The sequence below is a fragment of the Aliiglaciecola aliphaticivorans genome (assembly GCF_054782055.1).
In genome coordinates, this window is the sequence record NZ_BAAGTF010000094.1 from 1 (window position 1) to 19193 (window position 19193).

Annotated in this window: 18 protein-coding genes, 2 tRNA genes and 1 pseudogene; 12 read left to right on the top strand and 9 right to left on the bottom strand. The window is 42.1% G+C overall.

All coding sequences use genetic code 11. The annotated features are described in order from the left end of the window. The 8 genes and pseudogenes from ACYVIL_RS20765 to ACYVIL_RS20800 all read left to right on the top strand — a co-directional run. A pseudogene (locus tag ACYVIL_RS20765) lies at positions 1–230 on the top strand (IS21 family transposase); the annotation flags it as partial. Next, positions 227–1006, top strand: a complete 780-nt coding sequence (gene istB / locus ACYVIL_RS20770) for an IS21-like element helper ATPase IstB (protein ID WP_460314686.1) — start codon at positions 227–229, stop codon at positions 1004–1006. The pseudogene ACYVIL_RS20765 and the gene istB, both read left to right, overlap by 4 nt. A 202-nt stretch (positions 1007–1208) precedes the next feature. Further along, the gene (locus ACYVIL_RS20775; protein ID WP_460314688.1) at positions 1209–1532 is read left to right on the top strand and encodes a hypothetical protein; all 324 of its coding nucleotides are present in this window, start codon (positions 1209–1211) and stop codon (positions 1530–1532) included. Then, complete coding sequence (locus ACYVIL_RS20780) at positions 1519–1791, top strand: hypothetical protein (protein WP_460314690.1); 273 nt, start codon at positions 1519–1521, stop codon at positions 1789–1791. Before ACYVIL_RS20775 ends, ACYVIL_RS20780 begins: the two co-directional genes overlap by 14 nt. A gap of 73 nt (positions 1792–1864) precedes the next feature. Next, positions 1865–2248 carry a plasmid mobilization protein gene (locus ACYVIL_RS20785; protein WP_460314692.1) on the top strand — a complete coding sequence of 128 codons (384 nt, stop codon included), beginning with the start codon at positions 1865–1867 and terminating at the stop codon, positions 2246–2248. Continuing rightward, positions 2245–3561: a relaxase/mobilization nuclease domain-containing protein gene (locus ACYVIL_RS20790; RefSeq protein WP_460314694.1), complete on the top strand. Its 1317-nt coding sequence runs from the start codon at positions 2245–2247 to the stop codon at positions 3559–3561. The genes ACYVIL_RS20785 and ACYVIL_RS20790 overlap by 4 nt, the downstream gene beginning before the upstream one ends. Positions 3562–3620: 59 nt before the next feature. Beyond that, positions 3621–3791 carry a hypothetical protein gene (locus ACYVIL_RS20795; RefSeq protein ID WP_460314696.1) on the top strand — a complete coding sequence of 57 codons (171 nt, stop codon included), beginning with the start codon at positions 3621–3623 and terminating at the stop codon, positions 3789–3791. A gap of 18 nt (positions 3792–3809) precedes the next feature. Further along, complete coding sequence (locus ACYVIL_RS20800; RefSeq protein ID WP_460314698.1) at positions 3810–5519, top strand: recombinase family protein; 1710 nt, start codon at positions 3810–3812, stop codon at positions 5517–5519. On the opposite strand, the gene ACYVIL_RS20805 is transcribed toward ACYVIL_RS20800, so the two are convergent. The 5 genes from ACYVIL_RS20805 to ACYVIL_RS20825 all read right to left on the bottom strand — a co-directional run bounded on the left by ACYVIL_RS20805 (position 5498) and on the right by ACYVIL_RS20825 (position 9857). After that, positions 5498–5574, bottom strand: a tRNA-Met gene (locus ACYVIL_RS20805). The genes ACYVIL_RS20800 and ACYVIL_RS20805 overlap by 22 nt on opposite strands. A 174-nt stretch (positions 5575–5748) precedes the next feature. Further along, a tRNA-Met gene (locus ACYVIL_RS20810) sits at positions 5749–5825 on the bottom strand. A 197-nt stretch (positions 5826–6022) separates the two neighbouring features. After that, positions 6023–6325, bottom strand: a complete 303-nt coding sequence (locus tag ACYVIL_RS20815; protein WP_303474173.1) for a 4a-hydroxytetrahydrobiopterin dehydratase — start codon at positions 6323–6325, stop codon at positions 6023–6025. Positions 6326–6479: 154 nt separating this feature from the next. Continuing rightward, positions 6480–9176: a TonB-dependent receptor plug domain-containing protein gene (locus ACYVIL_RS20820; protein ID WP_460314700.1), complete on the bottom strand. Its 2697-nt coding sequence runs from the start codon at positions 9174–9176 to the stop codon at positions 6480–6482. A 234-nt stretch (positions 9177–9410) separates the two neighbouring features. Next, on the bottom strand, positions 9411–9857 hold the full coding sequence (locus ACYVIL_RS20825) for a MaoC family dehydratase (RefSeq protein WP_303474170.1): 447 nt from the start codon (positions 9855–9857) through the stop codon (positions 9411–9413). 152 nt (positions 9858–10009) lie between these two features. On the opposite strand from ACYVIL_RS20825, the gene ACYVIL_RS20830 reads away from it, so the two are divergent. The 3 genes from ACYVIL_RS20830 (at position 10010) to ACYVIL_RS20840 (ending at position 12353) form a co-directional block, all read left to right on the top strand. Continuing rightward, the gene (locus ACYVIL_RS20830; protein ID WP_460314703.1) at positions 10010–10912 is read left to right on the top strand and encodes a LysR family transcriptional regulator; all 903 of its coding nucleotides are present in this window, start codon (positions 10010–10012) and stop codon (positions 10910–10912) included. A gap of 259 nt (positions 10913–11171) precedes the next feature. Further along, complete coding sequence (locus tag ACYVIL_RS20835; RefSeq protein ID WP_303474168.1) at positions 11172–11567, top strand: DUF3718 domain-containing protein; 396 nt, start codon at positions 11172–11174, stop codon at positions 11565–11567. A gap of 390 nt (positions 11568–11957) precedes the next feature. Next, positions 11958–12353, top strand: a complete 396-nt coding sequence (locus tag ACYVIL_RS20840; RefSeq protein WP_303474167.1) for a DUF3718 domain-containing protein — start codon at positions 11958–11960, stop codon at positions 12351–12353. 151 nt (positions 12354–12504) lie between these two features. On the opposite strand, the gene ACYVIL_RS20845 is transcribed toward ACYVIL_RS20840, so the two are convergent. From ACYVIL_RS20845 to ACYVIL_RS20860, 4 genes are all read right to left on the bottom strand, one after another. Continuing rightward, a complete protein-coding gene (locus ACYVIL_RS20845) occupies positions 12505–12741 on the bottom strand; it encodes an alpha/beta fold hydrolase (RefSeq protein WP_460314706.1) in 237 nt (78 codons plus the stop codon). Between the two features lie 97 nt (positions 12742–12838). Next, a complete protein-coding gene (locus ACYVIL_RS20850) occupies positions 12839–14638 on the bottom strand; it encodes an acyl-CoA dehydrogenase C-terminal domain-containing protein (protein ID WP_460314708.1) in 1800 nt (599 codons plus the stop codon). 25 nt (positions 14639–14663) lie between these two features. Beyond that, a complete protein-coding gene (locus tag ACYVIL_RS20855) occupies positions 14664–15845 on the bottom strand; it encodes an acetyl-CoA C-acyltransferase (protein WP_460314710.1) in 1182 nt (393 codons plus the stop codon). 61 nt (positions 15846–15906) lie between these two features. Next, complete coding sequence (locus tag ACYVIL_RS20860) at positions 15907–18027, bottom strand: 3-hydroxyacyl-CoA dehydrogenase NAD-binding domain-containing protein (RefSeq protein ID WP_460314712.1); 2121 nt, start codon at positions 18025–18027, stop codon at positions 15907–15909. A gap of 360 nt (positions 18028–18387) precedes the next feature. On the opposite strand from ACYVIL_RS20860, the gene ACYVIL_RS20865 reads away from it, so the two are divergent. Continuing rightward, the gene (locus ACYVIL_RS20865; protein WP_460314714.1) at positions 18388–19155 is read left to right on the top strand and encodes an SDR family NAD(P)-dependent oxidoreductase; all 768 of its coding nucleotides are present in this window, start codon (positions 18388–18390) and stop codon (positions 19153–19155) included. Positions 19156–19193 lie beyond the last annotated feature (38 nt).

A 19193-nucleotide genomic window follows, 5' to 3' on the forward strand; every position in this document is an offset into this window, starting at 1 on the left:
ATGGGCAAATAGGACAATGGTTACATGATGTCGCGCACCAGCGCATTCACGGCACAACCAAACAGAAGCCAGAAGTCTTATTGATAAAAGAGAAGTTGGCACTGAGCGAGTTGCCAGTGACACCGGGGCTAGCCAATACCATTGCACCCATAACTCGACACGCTTTACCGGTTGAAAGCTTCCAACACCCACTGAGCATTTACGACCAACTCCTTGAGGTGGCGTTATGAACTTACAAATGGACAGAATACACAGCGCGTGTGAAGCCCTTAAACTCGATACCATGGCCGTTGAATGGTCTGCGATAGCCGATACGACAGCAGGAACCGACAATACCTTAGCCGACTTCCTTGAACAGCTATTGAGTGTAGAGCTTGATGCTAGAGCGCAGCGAACACGTGAGACCTTATTAAAGTTTGCAGGCTTACCGGCCATCAAACGCTTCGATGAGTATGATTTCAAGTTCGCCACTGGCGCTCCGAAAAAGCAGCTACAGGAATTAACTGGGTTGAGCTTTATCGAACGAGCGGAAAACATTGTATTGCTTGGGCCAAGTGGCGTGGGTAAAAGTCATTTAGCTTTAAGCTATGCCTATCAAGCAATACAGAAACGGATCAAGGTACGCTTCGTTACCGCTGCGGACCTGATGCTGCAACTGGCAACGGCAAAGAAACAAGATCGCCTTGATAACTACATTAAGCGCAGTGTGCTTGGCCCTAAATTGTTGGTGATTGACGAAATCGGATATTTACCCTTCGGGCGTGAAGAAGCCAATCTGTTCTTTAATGTGATAGCCAAGCGATATGAACATGGCAGTGTAATTGTGACCAGCAACTTACCGTTCTCACAATGGTCAACGGCATTTGCAGATGATCAGACACTAACCGCTGCACTACTCGATAGGCTGCTACATCATGCTCATATCGTACAAATATCTGGAAACAGTTATCGGCTAAAAGGAAAGAAAACAGCAGGGATCGTTCCTGTAATCACAGAGACCAATTAAACTAAAACCGCTAAGGGTGGGTCAATTTTACTTTACCGAATTTAGCAGTTTAGTGGGTCAGTATTCGAATACCGTTGACAATGTCGCAGTTTTAAAAAAACTGCGGTCTGTCAACGTATTGTTATTTAACGTTTTATTTAGATTTAACGCGTCTTAATGGTTGCATAAACCAACGTTTTTACAACAGAAAGGAGGAATGCCCATGCATTCACAATATTTTGAAACCCTTGCTCAAGGGCCTGCTGTAAATGGCAAGCCCTGCGACAAAGCGAATTGTATCGTTTTTGAGCTGATTGAGTATCGCGGAAAAACCGAGCGACACCAAATTGGTTATGCGCACTCTGCGATACCTCTGCAAGCAGCTATCTATGCTGACACCTTATTAGGCGTGTTTGAAATCGTCAATATGGATGATGCTGATGTATTGCACAAATCAATTTCACCGAAGCAACCGTTCACAGCGATACAAGCTGATGAGGAAATTACATTTTTTGAAGAAGAGGAGTTAACCCATGAGTGGCACTAATAACGAAAATCCAAGTATTTCAAAAGGCAGGCAGCCTGATTATGACGTCTTGCAAGAAGTGCAGATGGGGCGCCATAAGCAACTGATGCATATTGGCGGTGTGTTTGAAAATAATAAAGGCTATATCACTGGGCAAACCTTGCATGGAAAGTTGGTGCTTGCGCCCACTCAAGCAAGAGAAGCCTTGCAGGAGATACGTGCAGAACAAGCGCAAAATCCTACTCAGACACAGGAACAAAGTCTAGAGCAAAAACCTTAAGCTAACCTCACCAGTAAGGCACGATAACAAGCGCGTGCTTTGCTAGTGTATTTTCTAATTAATGGAGTCAACAATGAGAGTTATTCCCCCAGAGGACATCCGTAAACAGCGCACCATTCGTTATTCCGATAAGGAATACGATAATATCACGCAAAAGGCTAAGGCCTTGAATTTGAAGACCGCGACGTTTATTCGCGCACGCACTTTGGCTGACGATATTGAGGAAGTTAAGCGCTATGCATTGACACCAATAGAAGAGCGCAAGGATATTGCACTAATTTTGTCTGCGCTCGGTGCCAGTAGGATGGCAAGTAATTTGAATCAAATCGCATATGCTATCAACACAGGCACATTGGTTTTAAGTCCCGATGTAATCAAACAAATTACTGATGCTTGTGAAACGCTAAAATGGATGCGCGGTGCATTAACGCAAGCTTTGGGGTTGCGTAAACAATGATTGTGAAAGCGTCACAGCGCAAAGGAGCGATTGCGTTAGCCAAACACTTGTTAAACGACAAGGAAAATGACCATGTCTATGTTCATTCTTTGCGCGGTTTTGTGGCTGAAGATTTAGAAGGTGGGTTGCGTGAAATTGAAGCCCTTTCCAAAGCAACCAGAGCGCAATCATTTTTGTTGTCGGTGAGTTTTAATCCGCCAGAAAACGCCAAAGTAAGTGAGGATGATTTTATCGCTGCTGCCGATTTGGCAGAGCAAGAGTTGGGACTTGCCAATCAGCCCAGAGCATTGGTTATTCATGAGAAGCAAGGCCGCATGCACGCCCATTGCGTTTGGTCACGTATTGATGCACAAGAAATTAAAGCTATCAAACTGCCATATTACAAACAACGTCTCAACGGCATTAGCCGAGATTTATACATTGAGCATGGCTGGGACATGCCCGATGGTTACAAGCACAGCCATAGTCGCGACCCGCGCACCTATAATCTTGCAGAATGGCAAGCCGCAAAGCGCCATCAACTTAACCCAAAACACATTAAAGCCAAACTTGCACATTGCTGGGGGCGTTCTGATACGAAAGCATCCTTTGAACATGCGTTGGCACATGAAGGTTTTTTTCTCGCACGCGGCGATAGACGCGGCTATGTCGCCGTAGATTGGTTCGGTGAAGTGCATTCACTTTCCCGTGCGACAGGCATAAAAACGAAAGATCTCAAAGCACGGCTAGGCGCGGCAAAATCCTTATACAATGTTGAGGATATAAAAGCACGTATCAGTGCCGAACAACGCACTATTCACAAGCGTCTGCGCACTGAACAAGCAAGAAGACACGAAGCTGAGCGTAGAACGATTAAACAAAGAAAATACGCAGTGGTCAATACGCAGCGCATCGAACGCGAAAAACAAACTGCATTTCATAAAGAGCGGCAAAAAGAGGAGCAAACTAAGCGGCAAAGCGAATACCACAAAGGTTTAAAGGGACTCTGGTTCTATGTTACAGGCCGATACAAAAAACAAAAGTTGCAACATGAGCAAGCCTATCAAGAGGGCTTAGGGCGCGACAAAGAAGAGCGTAAATTACTGATGCAAAAACAGCGAGAAGAAGTTTCTCAACTCCAAAAACAGATTGATATCATCAAGCACCGTCAACAGCGCGAAATCATGAGTCTCAATGCTCAAATATTTAAAAAATTCCATAGAATTGAGCTGCGACATAATCAGCACCAGAAGATATCGTTGACACATCGTCTATTCAACTCACAACAAACCAAACAATTTAAAGACAGTCACCCTGAACAACCACAATTGTAGTTAACAATTACCTTAAACAAGTTATCCACAACACACAATATTCCATAAGGAGGTTTACATTGACTGAGAATCCTAAAATAGATCACGCTAAAGACTGGAAATCTCCCCTTAATCCGAGTCAAAATAAGGATGAGATTTTAGATGAGCTGGTAAGAATATTGGCACGGGGTGCTGCTAAACAAGATTTTGAAGATATGCTGGCACAAGAGAATACCGACAGTATCCATTAACGATAAAAGGAGATTTGCATGACGAAAGTTGCCATCTATGCACGATACAGTGATGAGGAATTGCAGAGCGAAAGCTCCATTGATGATCAAGTCCGCACCTGCAAATCCCGCGCAGAGGCAGAAGGATGGACTGTCGTTCAAATCTATACTGACCATGGCATAAGCGGGGCGAGCATGATGCTTCGCCCCGGTATCCAGACTCTTATGCAACATGCACAAATGTCGATGTTCGATATTGTGCTAACAGAAGGCCTAGACCGATTGAGCCGCGACCAAGAAGATGTGGCAGGTATATACAAACGCGTCAAGTTTGGTGGAGCTGAAATATACTCTCTTAGTGACGGCGGCATTGTCAGTGAAATTCATATTGGCTTGAAAGGCACAATGAATGCTTTGTTTTTAAAAGACCTTGCCATCAAAGTGCATAGAGGCTTGAGCGGCAGAGTGGAAAAAGGCAAATCTGGCGGTGGTTTATGCTATGGCTATCGTGTTGTGAAAGAAATTGGTACGAATGGCGAGCTAATAAAAGGCGAACGAGAAATTATCGAAGAAGAAGCTGAGGTTGTCAGACATATATTTAGCGAATATACGGCTGGAGTTGCCCCAACAAAAATTGCTAAACAGCTAAATGAAGACGGTATTCCTTGCCCTTCGGGTAAGAGCTGGGGAGCAAGCACTATTTATGGCAATAGACGGCGTGGCACAGGCATTATCAATAACGAGCTATATATCGGCAAGCTCGTCTGGAACAAACTGAAATATATCAAAGACCCCGATACAGGTAAGCGCGTATCGAAATTAAACCCTGAAAGTGAATGGCATGTTGTAGATGTACCTCACCTGCAAATTGTCAAGCAAGATATGTGGGAAAAGTTGAAAGCTAAACAAAAAATTCTGGATAAAAAGACGAGCACTCAAGCCAAGCGCCGTCCAAAGAACTTGTTTTCATTCAAGCTTAAGTGTGGGTGCTGTGGCGGAGGCATGAGTATTATTTCATCAGGCCGTTACGGATGTTCTACTGCTAGAAATAAAGGCACCTGTGATAACCGTTTAACCATCAAACAAGATGTCATGGAACAAACGATATTAAGCGGCCTTAAGGAACAGTTAATGCGCAAAGAGCGCGTAGAAGTATTTTGTGATGAGTATGCTAAATACGCCGATGCCCTGAGAAAAGCGCGGTTTGTTAAAGTTAATAGGCTCAAAGCCGAGCTTGATAAGCTGGCTGCTGATAAGAAAAACATTATCGAAGCCATTAAAAATGGCATTCCAGCATCAGAGGTTAAGGCACCTTTGGATAAAATTATAAAGCGCAGAGAGGAAATTGAAGCTTTTTTGCTTGAGCAGGATGAACCCAAAGTCATTATGCATCCCAACATGGCAGAACGCTATAAACAGGAAGTAGCTTCTCTAACAGCATCACTCAATAAGGGGAATGTTAAAACAGAAGCCTCTAACTTGCTGAGGAGCTTGATTGATAAGATTGTTCTTACCCCTGAATCATGCGGAAGCAAATACTCAATAGACTTGCATGGCAAGCTTGCTGGTGTACTGTCTTTAGCTTCTGGTAACGAAGATTTGGTTAATCCACTGATTAATCAATTTATTGAGCTAGAGCATTTTTCTAAGAATAACAATGATTTGTCTGATGACATTTCCCTTCCTCAATGTTTCCAGATACCTGGAAAACATGAGGTAGGAATAAATGGTTGCGGGAGCAGGATTTGAACCTACGACCTTCGGGTTATGAGCCCGACGAGCTACCAGACTGCTCCATCCCGCGCTTGAAACTGGTGATGATTAGATAGTGATTCATGTCACTTCCTTATCAAGAGGCGCGTATTATACATAGCCATTTGAGTAGTGCAAGTAGTGCGTTAAAAAAATACACTTAAAACGGCATTTAACTAGTAATAAAAAAAACAAAAAAGGCCTCGAATTATCGAAGCCTTGAATGTGGTTGCGGGAGCAGGATTTGAACCTACGACCTTCGGGTTATGAGCCCGACGAGCTACCAGACTGCTCCATCCCGCGCTTGAAACTGGTGTTGATTGGAGGAATGAATTAACTCTCTTCCCTCTCAAGTGGAGCGTATTATACATAGCCATTGAGGCCGCGCAAGAGGGATATGCAAATTATTGCAATAAAAGTTTAATATAACTGACCAATAGGTCAAAAATACCACTCAACGCTTATTTTACGTACGATTGCGGGGCTTTGATAAGTGCCTATTAATGAAATAAATCCATTTTTTCTGCAAGTTTAAAATCTAATTCACTGAGTCCGCCAACATCATGGGTGGTTAATTCAACGTCTACCTTGTTGTAAACATTGAACCATTCAGGATGATGATTTAATTTCTCAGCCCAAATCGCAACCTGTGACATCCAACCAAAAGCACGAACAAAACTTTTAAACTTAAATGTCTTGATTAGTTTATTGCCATTTACCTGCCACTTTTGTTCTTCGCTTTTACCATCATTAAGATCTAAAAGTGCGTCTAGGATTTGTTGCTGTGTAAATTTTTCAGCCATGCTTACGTGTCCTTATTAAGTGTGAAGTACCAGTGTTGAAAAAAACCACAAAGATTGAAAGAGATCCACAAAAAAAGTATCAAGATTTTATGGAAGGGGTTATTTACAAAAATCCCCGAACTAAGTCGGGGATTTCTATTGGACATAGTAAAATCTAGAACTCGATTGCTAATCTAGCATAGATTTGCCGACCACGTGGATCATGTACTTTAGAGTCGAAGCCACTATTGGTAAACAATTGAGGGGGCTCTTCGTCCATTAAGTTAATACCACCTATTGATAGAACGTAACTCATATCAGACTCCAACATTGTTCCCAAATCGAGGTTGTATTGAGCATCAACGGTGACATGACTATCAACTTCATAAAAACTATTAGTAGCACATACGCCGCCAGTAGCTAAGGTGCCATCGCTGCAGTTTTGGTCATCGTCATAGCCACTAATGTAACGAACAAATACATTAGCCGCGTGAACGCCAGTATTCCAATTTAGTCCTAAGTTCATGCGCAATTCGGGGGAAGATACCCCGATATTATTAAAGTTACGTCTGCCTGCACCATCAATTTCACCCGCTTGAGGGTCATTCAGGTCATACTTAGTAATATAAGTTGCATTTATTGAAGGCGTAAAGGTACCCGCATTTTCTGTTTCTATTTTATAACTGCTTACAAAGTCTAATCCAGCAGTTTCCAAAGAACTCGCATTAACATAAGTATTGTTAACCTGTAAAACTGGACCAGTGAGAGGGTCTCCAGCACGAACAACTCTGTCAGGATTAGAGGGATCAGCATTGAGAACTGCTTGTGCGTTCTCTTGAATAATTAGATTATCAAACTCGAAACTCCAATAATCTATCTCAATAGATAAGTCATCAATAGGTTCAAAAGATACACCCAAATTATAGGCTGTTGATTCTTCGGGAGTAAGATCTTCATTCCCCGTGGTGCGCACAGCAGCAAATGCCTGTGCTTCTTGTACCGGATCGATCAACTGTTGTAACGAGGTCGCACCACCATTACGTAAGAATACCGTTGGCGCTCTAAACGATGTTGAGATAGATCCGCGTATCGACAACATCTCACTTGCTCGATAAGAAAAAGCGAGTTTTGGATCTAACGTATCCCCTACAGAACCGCCGTAATCTTCGTAGCGCAATGCGATTTGAATATCGAGGTTTTCACTAACTGGTAATGCCAATTCGCCAAATACAGCCCAAACATCTAATGAGCCTTCAAAATCAGGGTTACCAATAACAAAAGTAAAGCTATCTTGGTTAGCCAGAGAATCGTAATCTTGAGATAGTTTTTCTTCTCTGTATTGCATACCTAACGCAATTGCAGCTGCACCGCCTTCCAAATCAAATGCTTCAAAGGAAGCAAAACCTTCAAACACTTCTAAATCCGCTTTCGAATCAATCGATTCTTCACCAGTAAATGAATCTACCACATACTGAGAGTTAGGCGCTGTTGTGAAAGAATTAGCGAACGGATTAAAGTATTCACAATCCCCTTCCCCGGGCGTCCCAGTGAGCGGATTACACTGACTTCCGCCTAAACCATTTAACGCTAAGTTAAATTCGGTATTTAACACATCAGGTACTTTAAATAAGAAGTCATTGACGGCGCGTGTATAACTCACCTCCCAAAAACCATCGTCTAACTCTCCTTGCAAAGCAGTATTAAATCTAAAAGTATCTGATTCAGTTTGTGCAGGATCACCGTCAAAGCCATTACCCTCTGCACGTCCGAAGAAAGCAACAGGAGCACCAAAGGGATTTTGCGGATGATCTGCGGGAACTATAGGTGAGATTAAAATTGGGAAGCTTGGCGCGCCCCCCCGCTCAGCTCGGTTTCTAGCGTAACCAAATTCAGTTGTCCACATGATTTCGTCGGTTAGCTGATAAGTACCTTGGGCATAAATATTAGTCCTAGATTCATCTGCAACGTAGGAATAATAAGGGCCAAAGTCAAATCCACAAAGACCGATTTCAAGTCCTGGTATAGTTCCACTAGGTGCACGCAAATCAGGGTAGCCACCAAACTCTTCACAACCATAAGGGTCGATAATGGGTAACGTCCCTACACCCGGAATAGTTAAAAAATACGAACCAGGATTACCTAAGGCACTGGTATCATCTTGAGGACGACTTAGGCGACGGTCACTAATAAACAACGGAGAGCGGTTGGTGTAACTGACCGCCGCCATAATATTGCCTTTATCGCCGTTCGCTCCCCACAAACCTTGCACGACATATTCTTTGTTATCACCATGGGCACCATCTTGATAATCAAAGCTCATCATAGCGCCTTCATAATTACGCTTGGTTATGAAATTAACCACCCCTGCAACAGCGTCAGATCCGTATAGTGCTGAAGCTCCGTCTTTGACTACTTCCATGCGGTTTATTGCAATCATCGGCACCAGTGAACTAGTATCAACGAAGTTCAACCCTTCATTCGTTGGTTGAGAATTTACCACCTGGCGGCGATTATTTAATAGCACTAATGTTGAAGCGACCCCAAGACCACGTAAATTGATATTTGACGTACCTGCAGTCGCATTCTGAGTAAAAGCATCTGGGTTATTTTCAGAGCCTGAGTTAGTTGTTAGAGTTTGTGTGATGTCCGCGATATTTTTAGCACCAATTGCGTCTATCGCTACGCTATCGATTACCGCTAATGGCGAAGGTGATTCAAAATTTTCGGAGCGTCTTACAAAGCTACCGGTGACCATAATTAGTTCTACTTCTTCATTAGCTTGTTGCTCTTGTGCAACAGCCAATTGAGGCATCGCTAAAAATTGCGTAGAGACAATTGCCGCTATCGCGCTGATACGAGTCTTGATTTTCATTGAGTGTCCCCTAAATCAATGTGAGTAGCAGCGGTCTAAACAACATTCAATCGCAATGTGATAAAACCAACACTCTCACTTGATAGTTTTTAGTTTTTGTTTTGAGCTAACAATTTCTGCCAGCCTCATTCAAATACTAGGGACATATTTGCCTTATGTAAATTTTATGTTATTTATATGTGAACATTTGATAATTATATGGCCCTACCAGTCATTAGGTAGGTAAAATAATTTCTATTGAATCAATAACATCAAAAATTTACCAATCATTGCCGGCTTATCTCGGTTTTCAATTTCTACCTGAGTATTAAATCGATACAGGATCCCAGTCGACTTAGTCGTTTTATTTTCTAAGTTTACGTGATATCTAATGCGATCATTCACTCGAACTGGCTCCAAAAAACGAAGGCTGTCGATGCCATAATTTAGTAAGGTTTGTTTAGCAGAATCCAATTCAATGAGATGATAAAATGCGTCTGGCATTAACGCTGTGGACAATAATCCATGGGCAATGGTCATCCCAAACGGGCTTTCTGTTTCACAGCGAGCTTGATCTACATGTATCCATTGGTGGTCATTGGTTGAATCAGCAAATTGATTAATTGTTTGTTGGTCAATGGTAATCCAATCAGTGTGACCCAACTCATCACCTTCCACTAAATCTATTAATGATTTCGACATCTATCATCCTTATTTATTTACATTAATTAACAAATTTTTTAAATCTTACCAACCTAACTACTATTAATAAAATGAATGTTATGTATAATGTTCTATCATGATTTCTAATGAAACATGCTTCTTAGCAATGTCCAATTTAATATAGGAACCACATGAATTTAAATCGAATTGACTTGAATTTATTTGCTGTTTTTGATGCGATTTACACTGCTGGTAGTCTTACCAAAGCAGCTGATGTTTTGTGTATTACCCAACCTGCGGTGAGTAACTCCCTCGCCAGACTAAGGGATATGTTAAACGACCCACTATTTGTTCGAACGGGCCATAGTATGACACCAACCCCTGTGGCTCAAAATATTATTGGGCCGGCGCGGGATGCGCTGTCATTACTGCGAAAAAGTGTACAAGACAGCCATACTTTTAACCCTGAAACTGCGGAAAAGACCTTCCACTTTGCCACCCGTGATCTTTTTGAAGCCAGTCTAATGCCCAGACTTCTAGCGAATTTGCAAACAAGAGCTCTTAAAATTGCGATAACCAATTTTGAACTGTCTCGCAGTGCAGTCGTTTCAGCAATGGCAAGTGGTAGCTTAGACTTTTTTGCTGATTCATCGACCTTCACAGATCCCCATTTGTGCAAACATCAATTTGCCCAAGACAGATTTGTAGTAATGGCGCGGAAAAACCACCCTGATTTACGTAATGGTATTGATTTAGAAACATTTTTAAGATTAGGTCAAATCAATGTATCCCATCGACGTAGTGATCCTGGCCCGATAGAATTAGCATTGGACAAAATTGGTAAACGTCGCAAAATAGTATTGCGTGGCCAACATTTCTTGACAATCCCCAGTATCATAGTGAAAACCGACTTAATTGCGTGTATTCCCTATCATTTAGCTAAGCATTACGACTTATCTTTTTATGAAATGCCGTTTGATGTGCCACCTGTAGAACATTACTTATACTGGCACGTAAGTGCGGATCATGATCATGCACACATCTGGATGCGAGAACAAATTTTAGAAGTTGCACGTCAATTTAATCATCATTAGGGTGTTAATTAAAACTTTCCAATTTACTCTTGCTGTTCCTCAGCCAATATCTTACTCCCCTAACTTTTGGGGAGTGAGGTAATTCTGATAATTCAACTTCTCCATATTAAATACCTCGAAAAAGTTGTTTACCATTTGCTGTATTTAGCCACATACCTAAGTATCAACTATTAGATTTTAAGTTTTCTAACAGTAGTCTTTAATACTAATCGTCAAACGCAGACACAACGATTAAATTAAATAACTGAGGAATTTAACCATGTTGAAAATTGTTAAAACTTCGATCGCCATCGCAGCAACTTCTATTTTAGTAACGGGAACCGCCCAAGCTAATATCAATGATGCATTGCAAAACATTTGCACTATTGTCAAAACCGATGATAAAGGTCAACTTCGTAAGAAGATGAAAAAAGTCCAATCCGATTACAGACTGAAATTAAAAGACTATTACGCAGGCGTATCTTGTGGCGGAAACAGCTTGATCCGCACAGCAATGTTAAATGACGCTGTTGAAACAGGCACACTGCTAGTAAAGAAAATGCCAAAGTCTGATTTAACCTCTCCTGAAAATGATGGTAAAACACTGCAGGCTTGGATAGCAGAAAAAGGCCTGGATGCTTCACCGATTTCAGCCGTAATCAAAGATCGTATCTAATCAATGATATAGAACTGAAATAGTTCAACATGGTAGGTAGGCATGCGCTGTCTACATCCTCGGAAAACAGCCTCTTATGAGGCTGTTTTTCGTTGTGAACGGTGGACTCTACCCCCTTAGCTTTTAATCGTGAATTTTGGCAGTTTTTAAGAATATTGAGCTTCAACTTAACAGATAGCCTGTGGTTAACGTTAGCAAACACATTATTTTAGGCACTTTAAAAAATTAAATTACACAACAAATTCAATGACATATGCAATCTTTAAACCTGTTTGGTATGGCGCGACATACCTAAGTATCGAGGTAGAGATTTTAAATTAGTGTCGATTCCTATTTAATTAAATCCGTCGAAACACGAACCCAAACTATTAACTAATGAGGAATTTAACCATGTTGAAAATTGTTAAAACTTCTATCGCCATCGCAGCCACATCTTTACTTTTAACGGGTACTGCCCAAGCCGACATCAATGATGCCCTGCAAAACATTTGCACCATTGTAAAAACCGATGATAAAGGTGAGCTTCGTAAGAAAATGAAAAAAGTGCAGTCTGATTACAGATTGAAACTAAAAGATTATTATGCTGGTGTTACTTGTGACGGAAACAGTCTAATCCGCACCGCAATGTTAAGTGATGCAGTGAAAACCGGCACACTAATGGTGAAAAAAATGCCAAAATCTGAGCTAACGTCTCCTGAGCACGACGGCAAAACCTTGCAGGCTTGGATCGCAGAGAATGGCTTAGATGCCTCGCCTATCTCGGCAGTAATAAAAGAAAGAATCTAGGAAGCTACTTAAGAACTGACACAGTTCAACATGGTAAGTAGGCAGGGCGCTGCCTACGTCCTCGGGAAACAGCCTCTTTTGAGGCTGTTTTTCGTTTTTCTCCCCTGCAATTAAACACACTCAAACAAAAACCCTTGGCATCTTCTCTATACTAATCTAGAAATCGTTGGATCTGCTCATTGACTTGTTGCGGATATTGATTATAACCTGGCAAATCCGGAGCAATTACACGATAGCGTTTCGAAAAGTGCATCAATTGATTGTGCCAGGTGCGCCAATTTTCTGGGAAACCGTGTAAAAATATTAGAGTTCCCTTGGGAGGTTCACAATCACACATTTCTACATAATGAATATAGCAGTCATCAATTTGAACGAGTTTACTTTGCATTGTTATTTCCCAAAACATTACTCAATAAAAACAAAAAAGCGGATGATAATTCATCCGCTTAGTTTATTTTTGGACTGGCATTGCTAAAAGCAGCTTATTAATCAATTAAGAAATAATCCACTGGCATATTCATCAAATTTTCAGAGCCAGTTTCTATTGCTGAAGCATGAGAACGAGTGCGCGAAAGCAGACGTGCAAAGTAGAAGTCAGCAGTTTGTAATTTCGCTTCGTAAAATGCCACTTCAGAGTTGCCAGCATCAAGCTTTTCCTGTGCGACAACGGCCATCTTCAACCATAGGTAGCCAACAATGATATAACCGGAATACATTAAATAGTCGACGGATGCTGCGCCTACTTCATCAGGATTTCCAGCTGAACGCCTAGCGATTTCCTGTGTCATTTGAGCCCACTCGTCAATGTGTGATTCAATTGCGTTAGACCATGCATTGAACTGAGATTTATCACGAACACTTAAACAATACTCTTGCACTTCTTTAATAAAGACTTTTAGGAGTTCGCCGTTAGAACCGAGAATTTTACGACCAAGTAAATCAATTGCTTGAATCCCCGTTGTGCCTTCGTACATAGTGCAAATTCGTGTATCGCGGGCAAGTTGTTCCATGCCCCACTCTTTAATAAATCCGTGTCCACCATATACCTGCATGCCGTAACTAGTCGCTTCTTGTGCAGTTTCAGTTAAGAATGCCTTAACGATTGGGGTCAATAGTGCCAGTTTCGCTTCTGCCACTTGTTTTTGTTCTTCATTTTCACTGTAAAGGGTGATATCAACCATTTGCATACAGTAAATAGCCAGTGCTCGATTCCCTTCAGCAAAGGCTTTTTGGGTTAGCAGCATACGACGCACATCCGGATGCACAATAATGGGATCTGCAGGACCGTCTGGATTCACCGCCCCTTTTGTAGAACGGAACTGTAATCTATCTTTGGCATAAGCTAATGCACCTTGAAATGCCGCTTCAGTTCCAGCAAGGCCTTCTAACCCGGTACCAATTCGCGCACTGTTCATGAAAGTAAACATGCAGTTTAAGCCGCGGTTTGGTGGACCAATCAAAAAGCCTTTGGCGTTGTCAAAGTTGATCACACAAGTGGCACTCGCTTTGATCCCCATTTTGTGTTCAATTGACCCACAGTTAACGTTATTTCGATCCACAATTTCACTTTTTTCGTTAACGTTAAATTTAGGGACTACAAACAACGAAATACCTTTAGTGCCAGCAGGCGCATCTGGTAAACGCGCAAGTACGATATGCACGATATTATCAGAAAAATCATGCTCCCCTGCTGAAATAAAGATTTTAGTTCCTGTCAAACTGTAAGTTCCGTCGTCATTTGGAACGGCTTTGGTTTTCAACATACCTAGATCTGAACCACAGTGTGATTCGGTCAAACACATAGTGCCTGTCCAGCGACCTTCAATTAAAGGCGGTAAGAAAGTCTGTTTTTGCTCTTCCGTACCATGACTGTTAATAGTGGCTATACAGCCCTGGCTCAAACCAGGATACATGGCCCAAGAATGGTTGGCACCGGACGTCCACTCAGCAATGGCAGATGCTAAGGAATAAGGTAAGGCTTGACCACCAAACTCAACTGGATGGGTCATCGAAGGCCAGCCGCCTTCACAGTAAGCCTGGTAAGCTTCTTTAAAACCAGGTGGTGTGGTTACGTTACCGTCTTCCCATTTACAACCGACCTCGTCACCAATTGCATTGATAGGCGCTAATACGTTTTCAGTAAACTTAGCGGCTTCAGACGTAATCGCTTCCACCATTTCGGGAGACGCGTCTCCAAAACCCAATTTTTCATAATGCTTTTCGAAACCAAGCAGTTCATTCATGACAAATAAGGTATCGCGTACCGGAGATTTATAATTCTGCATAATTTTATACTACCTATATAATTTTTTAATAAACTTCAAATAAGCCAGCAGCGCCCATGCCACCACCAATACACATGGTACATACTACGTATTTAGCACCTCTGCGTTTACCTTCAATTAATGCATGTCCAACCATACGCGCACCACTCATTCCATAAGGATGCCCAATAGAAACCGCGCCGCCATTTACGTTCAGTAGTTCAGCAGGAATTCCTAAGAATTTTTGACAATAGAGCACTTGCACTGCGAACGCTTCATTAAGCTCCCACAAACCAATATCTTCTATTTTTAAACCGTGCTGTTTTAGCAACTTAGGAATCGCAAAAACCGGACCGATCCCCATCTCATCAGGTTCACAACCGGCTACGGCAATACCTCTGTATGCACCTAACACATTAAGATTCATTTGCTCAGCTCGTTTGCCGTCCATCAAAACACTGGCTGAAGCGCCATCAGATAACTGGCTTGCATTCCCCGCAGTTATACTACCGCCTTCAATTACAGGCTTAAGACTGTTTAACCCTTCTAGAGTGGTTTCAGCGCGGTTTCCTTCGTCTTTCGTCAAAGTCACTTCTTCTAAGCTTTGCTCTTTGGTTTCTTTGTTTACAACCACTTTAGTGGCAGTGACTGGCACAATTTCATCGTCAAATTTACCTGCTTGCTGAGCAGCGGCAGTGCGCATTTGACTTTGATAAGCATATTCATCTTGTTCTTCACGACCAATACCATAACGATTAGCCACCACTTCAGCGGTTTGCAACATCGGCATATAAATATCTTTATGTTTGGCTACCAGAGCTTTGTCTACTGCACGATACATATTCATTTTATCGTTTTGTACTAAGCTGATGGAGTCTAATCCACCGGCTACCATAACCGGAACATTATCAGTAATAATGTGTTTTGCAGCAGTAGCAATAGCATACATCCCAGAACTACATTGGCGATCTAAAGTCATACCACCTACTGTTACCGGTAATCCACCGGCAAGGGCACCTAAGCGGCCAATATTCATACCACCAGAACCTTGCGTTAAGGCACTGCCTAAAATAACGTCATCGACACTTGCTGGATCAATACCTGCTTTTTTAACCGCAGCACTAATGGCGTGTCCGGCTAAACTGGGTGCTTCTAAATTATTAAAGGCCCCGCGATACGCACGACCAATCGGAGTACGTGCGGTTGAAACAATTACGGCTTCTTTCATAGTCTTTCCTTAAATTCTTGTTTTGGTAAATTCTTAAAGTTAGGTTTAATGTCTGCCTTGCTTACTTTCGAAAGTCAGCGAATCTCTTTCCTTGCTCGGCTAACTGTTTCAATAAAGGAGCAGGTTCAAACCAGGCTTTTCCGTAGTCACCAAACTCATCACGATACTTACACATGGCGGCATAGACTTTGTCCAAACCAATTTCATCGGCATATTGCATCGGACCACCGCGGTATACAGGGAAGCCATATCCATACACATAAATCACATCGATATCGCTTGATTTGGCAGCAATCCCCTCTTCCAGAATATGAGCACCCTCATTAATCAGTGTGAAAATACATCGTTCCAGTATTTCCTGATCACTATGCTTGCGCTGTTCCACCCCTAAACGCTCTGCTTCTTTTTTAGCAATTTCAGCTACAGCAGGATCGAGTATGGGCTTTCGATTACCCTTCTCGTAAAGATAAGCACCTTTACCGACTTTTAAGCCCACTCGCCCATCCTCAACCAAACGATCGGCTACCACCGCATAAGTTGGATCATGGGCAATGTGTTCTTGTCTAGATTGACGAATGAAATAACCGATATCTAAACCGGCCATATCTCCCATGGTGAATGGCCCCATGGGGAAGCCAAAATCATAGACGACCTTATCTACATGCTCAGGAGACGCGCCCTCTAATAGCATTCGGTTAGATTCGCGACTATAGGGTTCAATCATTCGGTTACCCACAAATCCGAAGCAAACCCCCACCAGCACACCCACTTTGCGGATCTTCTTGGCCAGCTGCATACTGGTTTTAATCACATCTGCGGAAGTCTTTTCACCTTTAACCACTTCCAGCAACTTCATCACGTTGGCTGGACTAAAGAAATGTAGACCAATGACATCTTCAGGACGCGAGGTACAATCAGCAATCTCATTGACATCCAAAGTAGAGGTATTAGACGCTAAAATTGCACCAGGTTTACAAACAGCATCAAGCTGGGTGAAAACTTGTTTTTTCACCTCCATTTTTTCAAATACTGCTTCAATGACTAAGTCGACGTCAGCTAAGCCTGCATATTCGGTTGTGCCTTGCAGCAATGCCATGCGATCTTCAACATCTTGTTGCGTTAACTTGCCTTTCTTCGCCGAGTTTTCGTAATTGCGGCGAATAACACCTAAGCCTTTATCTAAGGCTTCTTGTTTAAGCTCAAGCATAACAACGGGAATACCCACATTGGCAAAGTTCATGGCTATTCCGCCGCCCATGGTACCGGCACCAATAATCCCAACGGATTTAATTTCTCTAACTGGCGTAGATTTATCAAAATCCGAGACATGTCCTGCCGCTCTCTCGGCAAAGAAGAAATGCTGTTGCGCACGAGCCTGCGGTGAATTCATGCACTCCATAAACAATTCCCCCTCTTTTTTGAGGCCTTGTTCTAACGGCAAACTCACTGCAGCTTCAACAGCCTGGATACAGCGCTCAGGCGAGAAAAATCCTCGGGCTTGTTTAGCGATTCCTTGACGATATTGAGAAAACAACTCGGCAGGTGCAGTGGCGGGATCAATTTCAATATCCTTTACTCGCTTAATCTTGCTACCATCGCTGATTAAGCCTTTAATAAATGCCAAACTGTCACTGAGTAAAGTATCGGGTTGCTCAACAATTAGATCGAATACACCACTTACAGATGAGGCTTTCACTGGTTTTCCAGAAACGATCATGTCTAATGCTTTTGCCACGCCAGCTAATCGAGGCAAACGTTGAGTGCCGCCAGCGCCAGGTAAAATGCCTAAGTTCACTTCAGGCAAACCCACTTTATTGGCAGCGAAGGTAATGCGGTAATGACATGCTAGAGCGACCTCTAGTCCACCACCAAAAGCTGGCCCATTTAATACTGCAACAATGGGTTTATTTGCGTTTTCTATTAAATCGAGAACTTCGGGTAACGGCGGTTCAATATCCCCTGAAGAAAATTCGCTGATATCAGCACCACCTGAAAATAATCCTAACTGAGATGAAATAGCAATTGCTTTGATATTGATATCATTTAAAGCATTTTTAATTTCGTCAATCAATCCTATTCGCACCGACTTCGATAATGCATTAACAGGAGGGTTTTGCATCATCACTAAGGCTATTTCACCTTGCGTTTGACTTACAACGGAAGCAGATTGTGCAGCACTCATAAAATCCTCTATTTATAGTTTAAAAATAACTAGAGCGAAGATACTAGGTCAGCCTAACCAATCATCCAAATTTATTGATTTTATAATAGAAAATAAATGAAATTGATATTGCCGATAGCAGTTGATTTTGTTGATCATTCGCCTAATCGCCCAGAAACCCTTATCTTGTAGATATTGACATTCGGTTTTGCATCTGATTTTCTAGGGACTTAGATTTACATGCCGTTAACACCAAACTATTTTTTAGCTCAGTTAAAAAGTGGCTAGGTATTAACTCATCGCGCTCCAGTTCACGTTGCTTCTAAAACAGAACTGATAGGCAATTAATAGGATTTAACGTTTTAAAAGAAGGTACATTTTTTGGACTCACTTCTCGATTTTAGCGGCCAAGTGGCCATGATTACAGGAGCCGCCAGTGGCTTTGGACGTTTGCTTTCACAAGGTTTGGCAGCTAGAGGCTGTAATTTAGTCATTAGTGATATTAATACTGACGAGTTAGAAAACACAGTTTCGTCGCTTAATCTGGATAAAAACAAAGTAATTTCAATGAGTTGCGACGTGAGCAATGAATCACAAGTTAAAGCAATGGTCGACGCTGCAATGGATAATTTTGGTCGACTCGATATTGGTGTTAACAATGCAGGTATCGCCCATAGTTTAGTTCCTTTTCATGAGTTGGAACAGGCCACAATGGACAAACAAATGGCTGTAAATGTGAATGGTGTAATGTTTGGCATGAAATATCAAATCGAAGTCATGCTAAAACAAGGCGCAGGACACATTCTAAATGTAAGCTCAATGGCCGGTATTGGTGGTGCACCTAAATGTGCTGCATATGTGGCAGCAAAACACGCAGTAGTAGGATTAACCCGCACCGCTGCAGTCGAGTATGCTAAAAAAGGTATTCGTGCTAACGCAATATGTCCGTTTTATAGTCCAACAAATATTTTAGCAACTGACGGGTTTGATTCTCCAGAATCACAGCAACGTATGGCTCAAGGTTCACCAATGCGACGTTTAGGCACCCCTCAGGAAATCGTCAACACTATGATTTTGGTTTTATCTCCTGGAAATTCATACATGAACGGACAAACCATCGCCATAGATGGTGGTGTGAGTGCCTGGTAATAGCCAATAGTATATTTGTACGCGATTAAAAATAAACA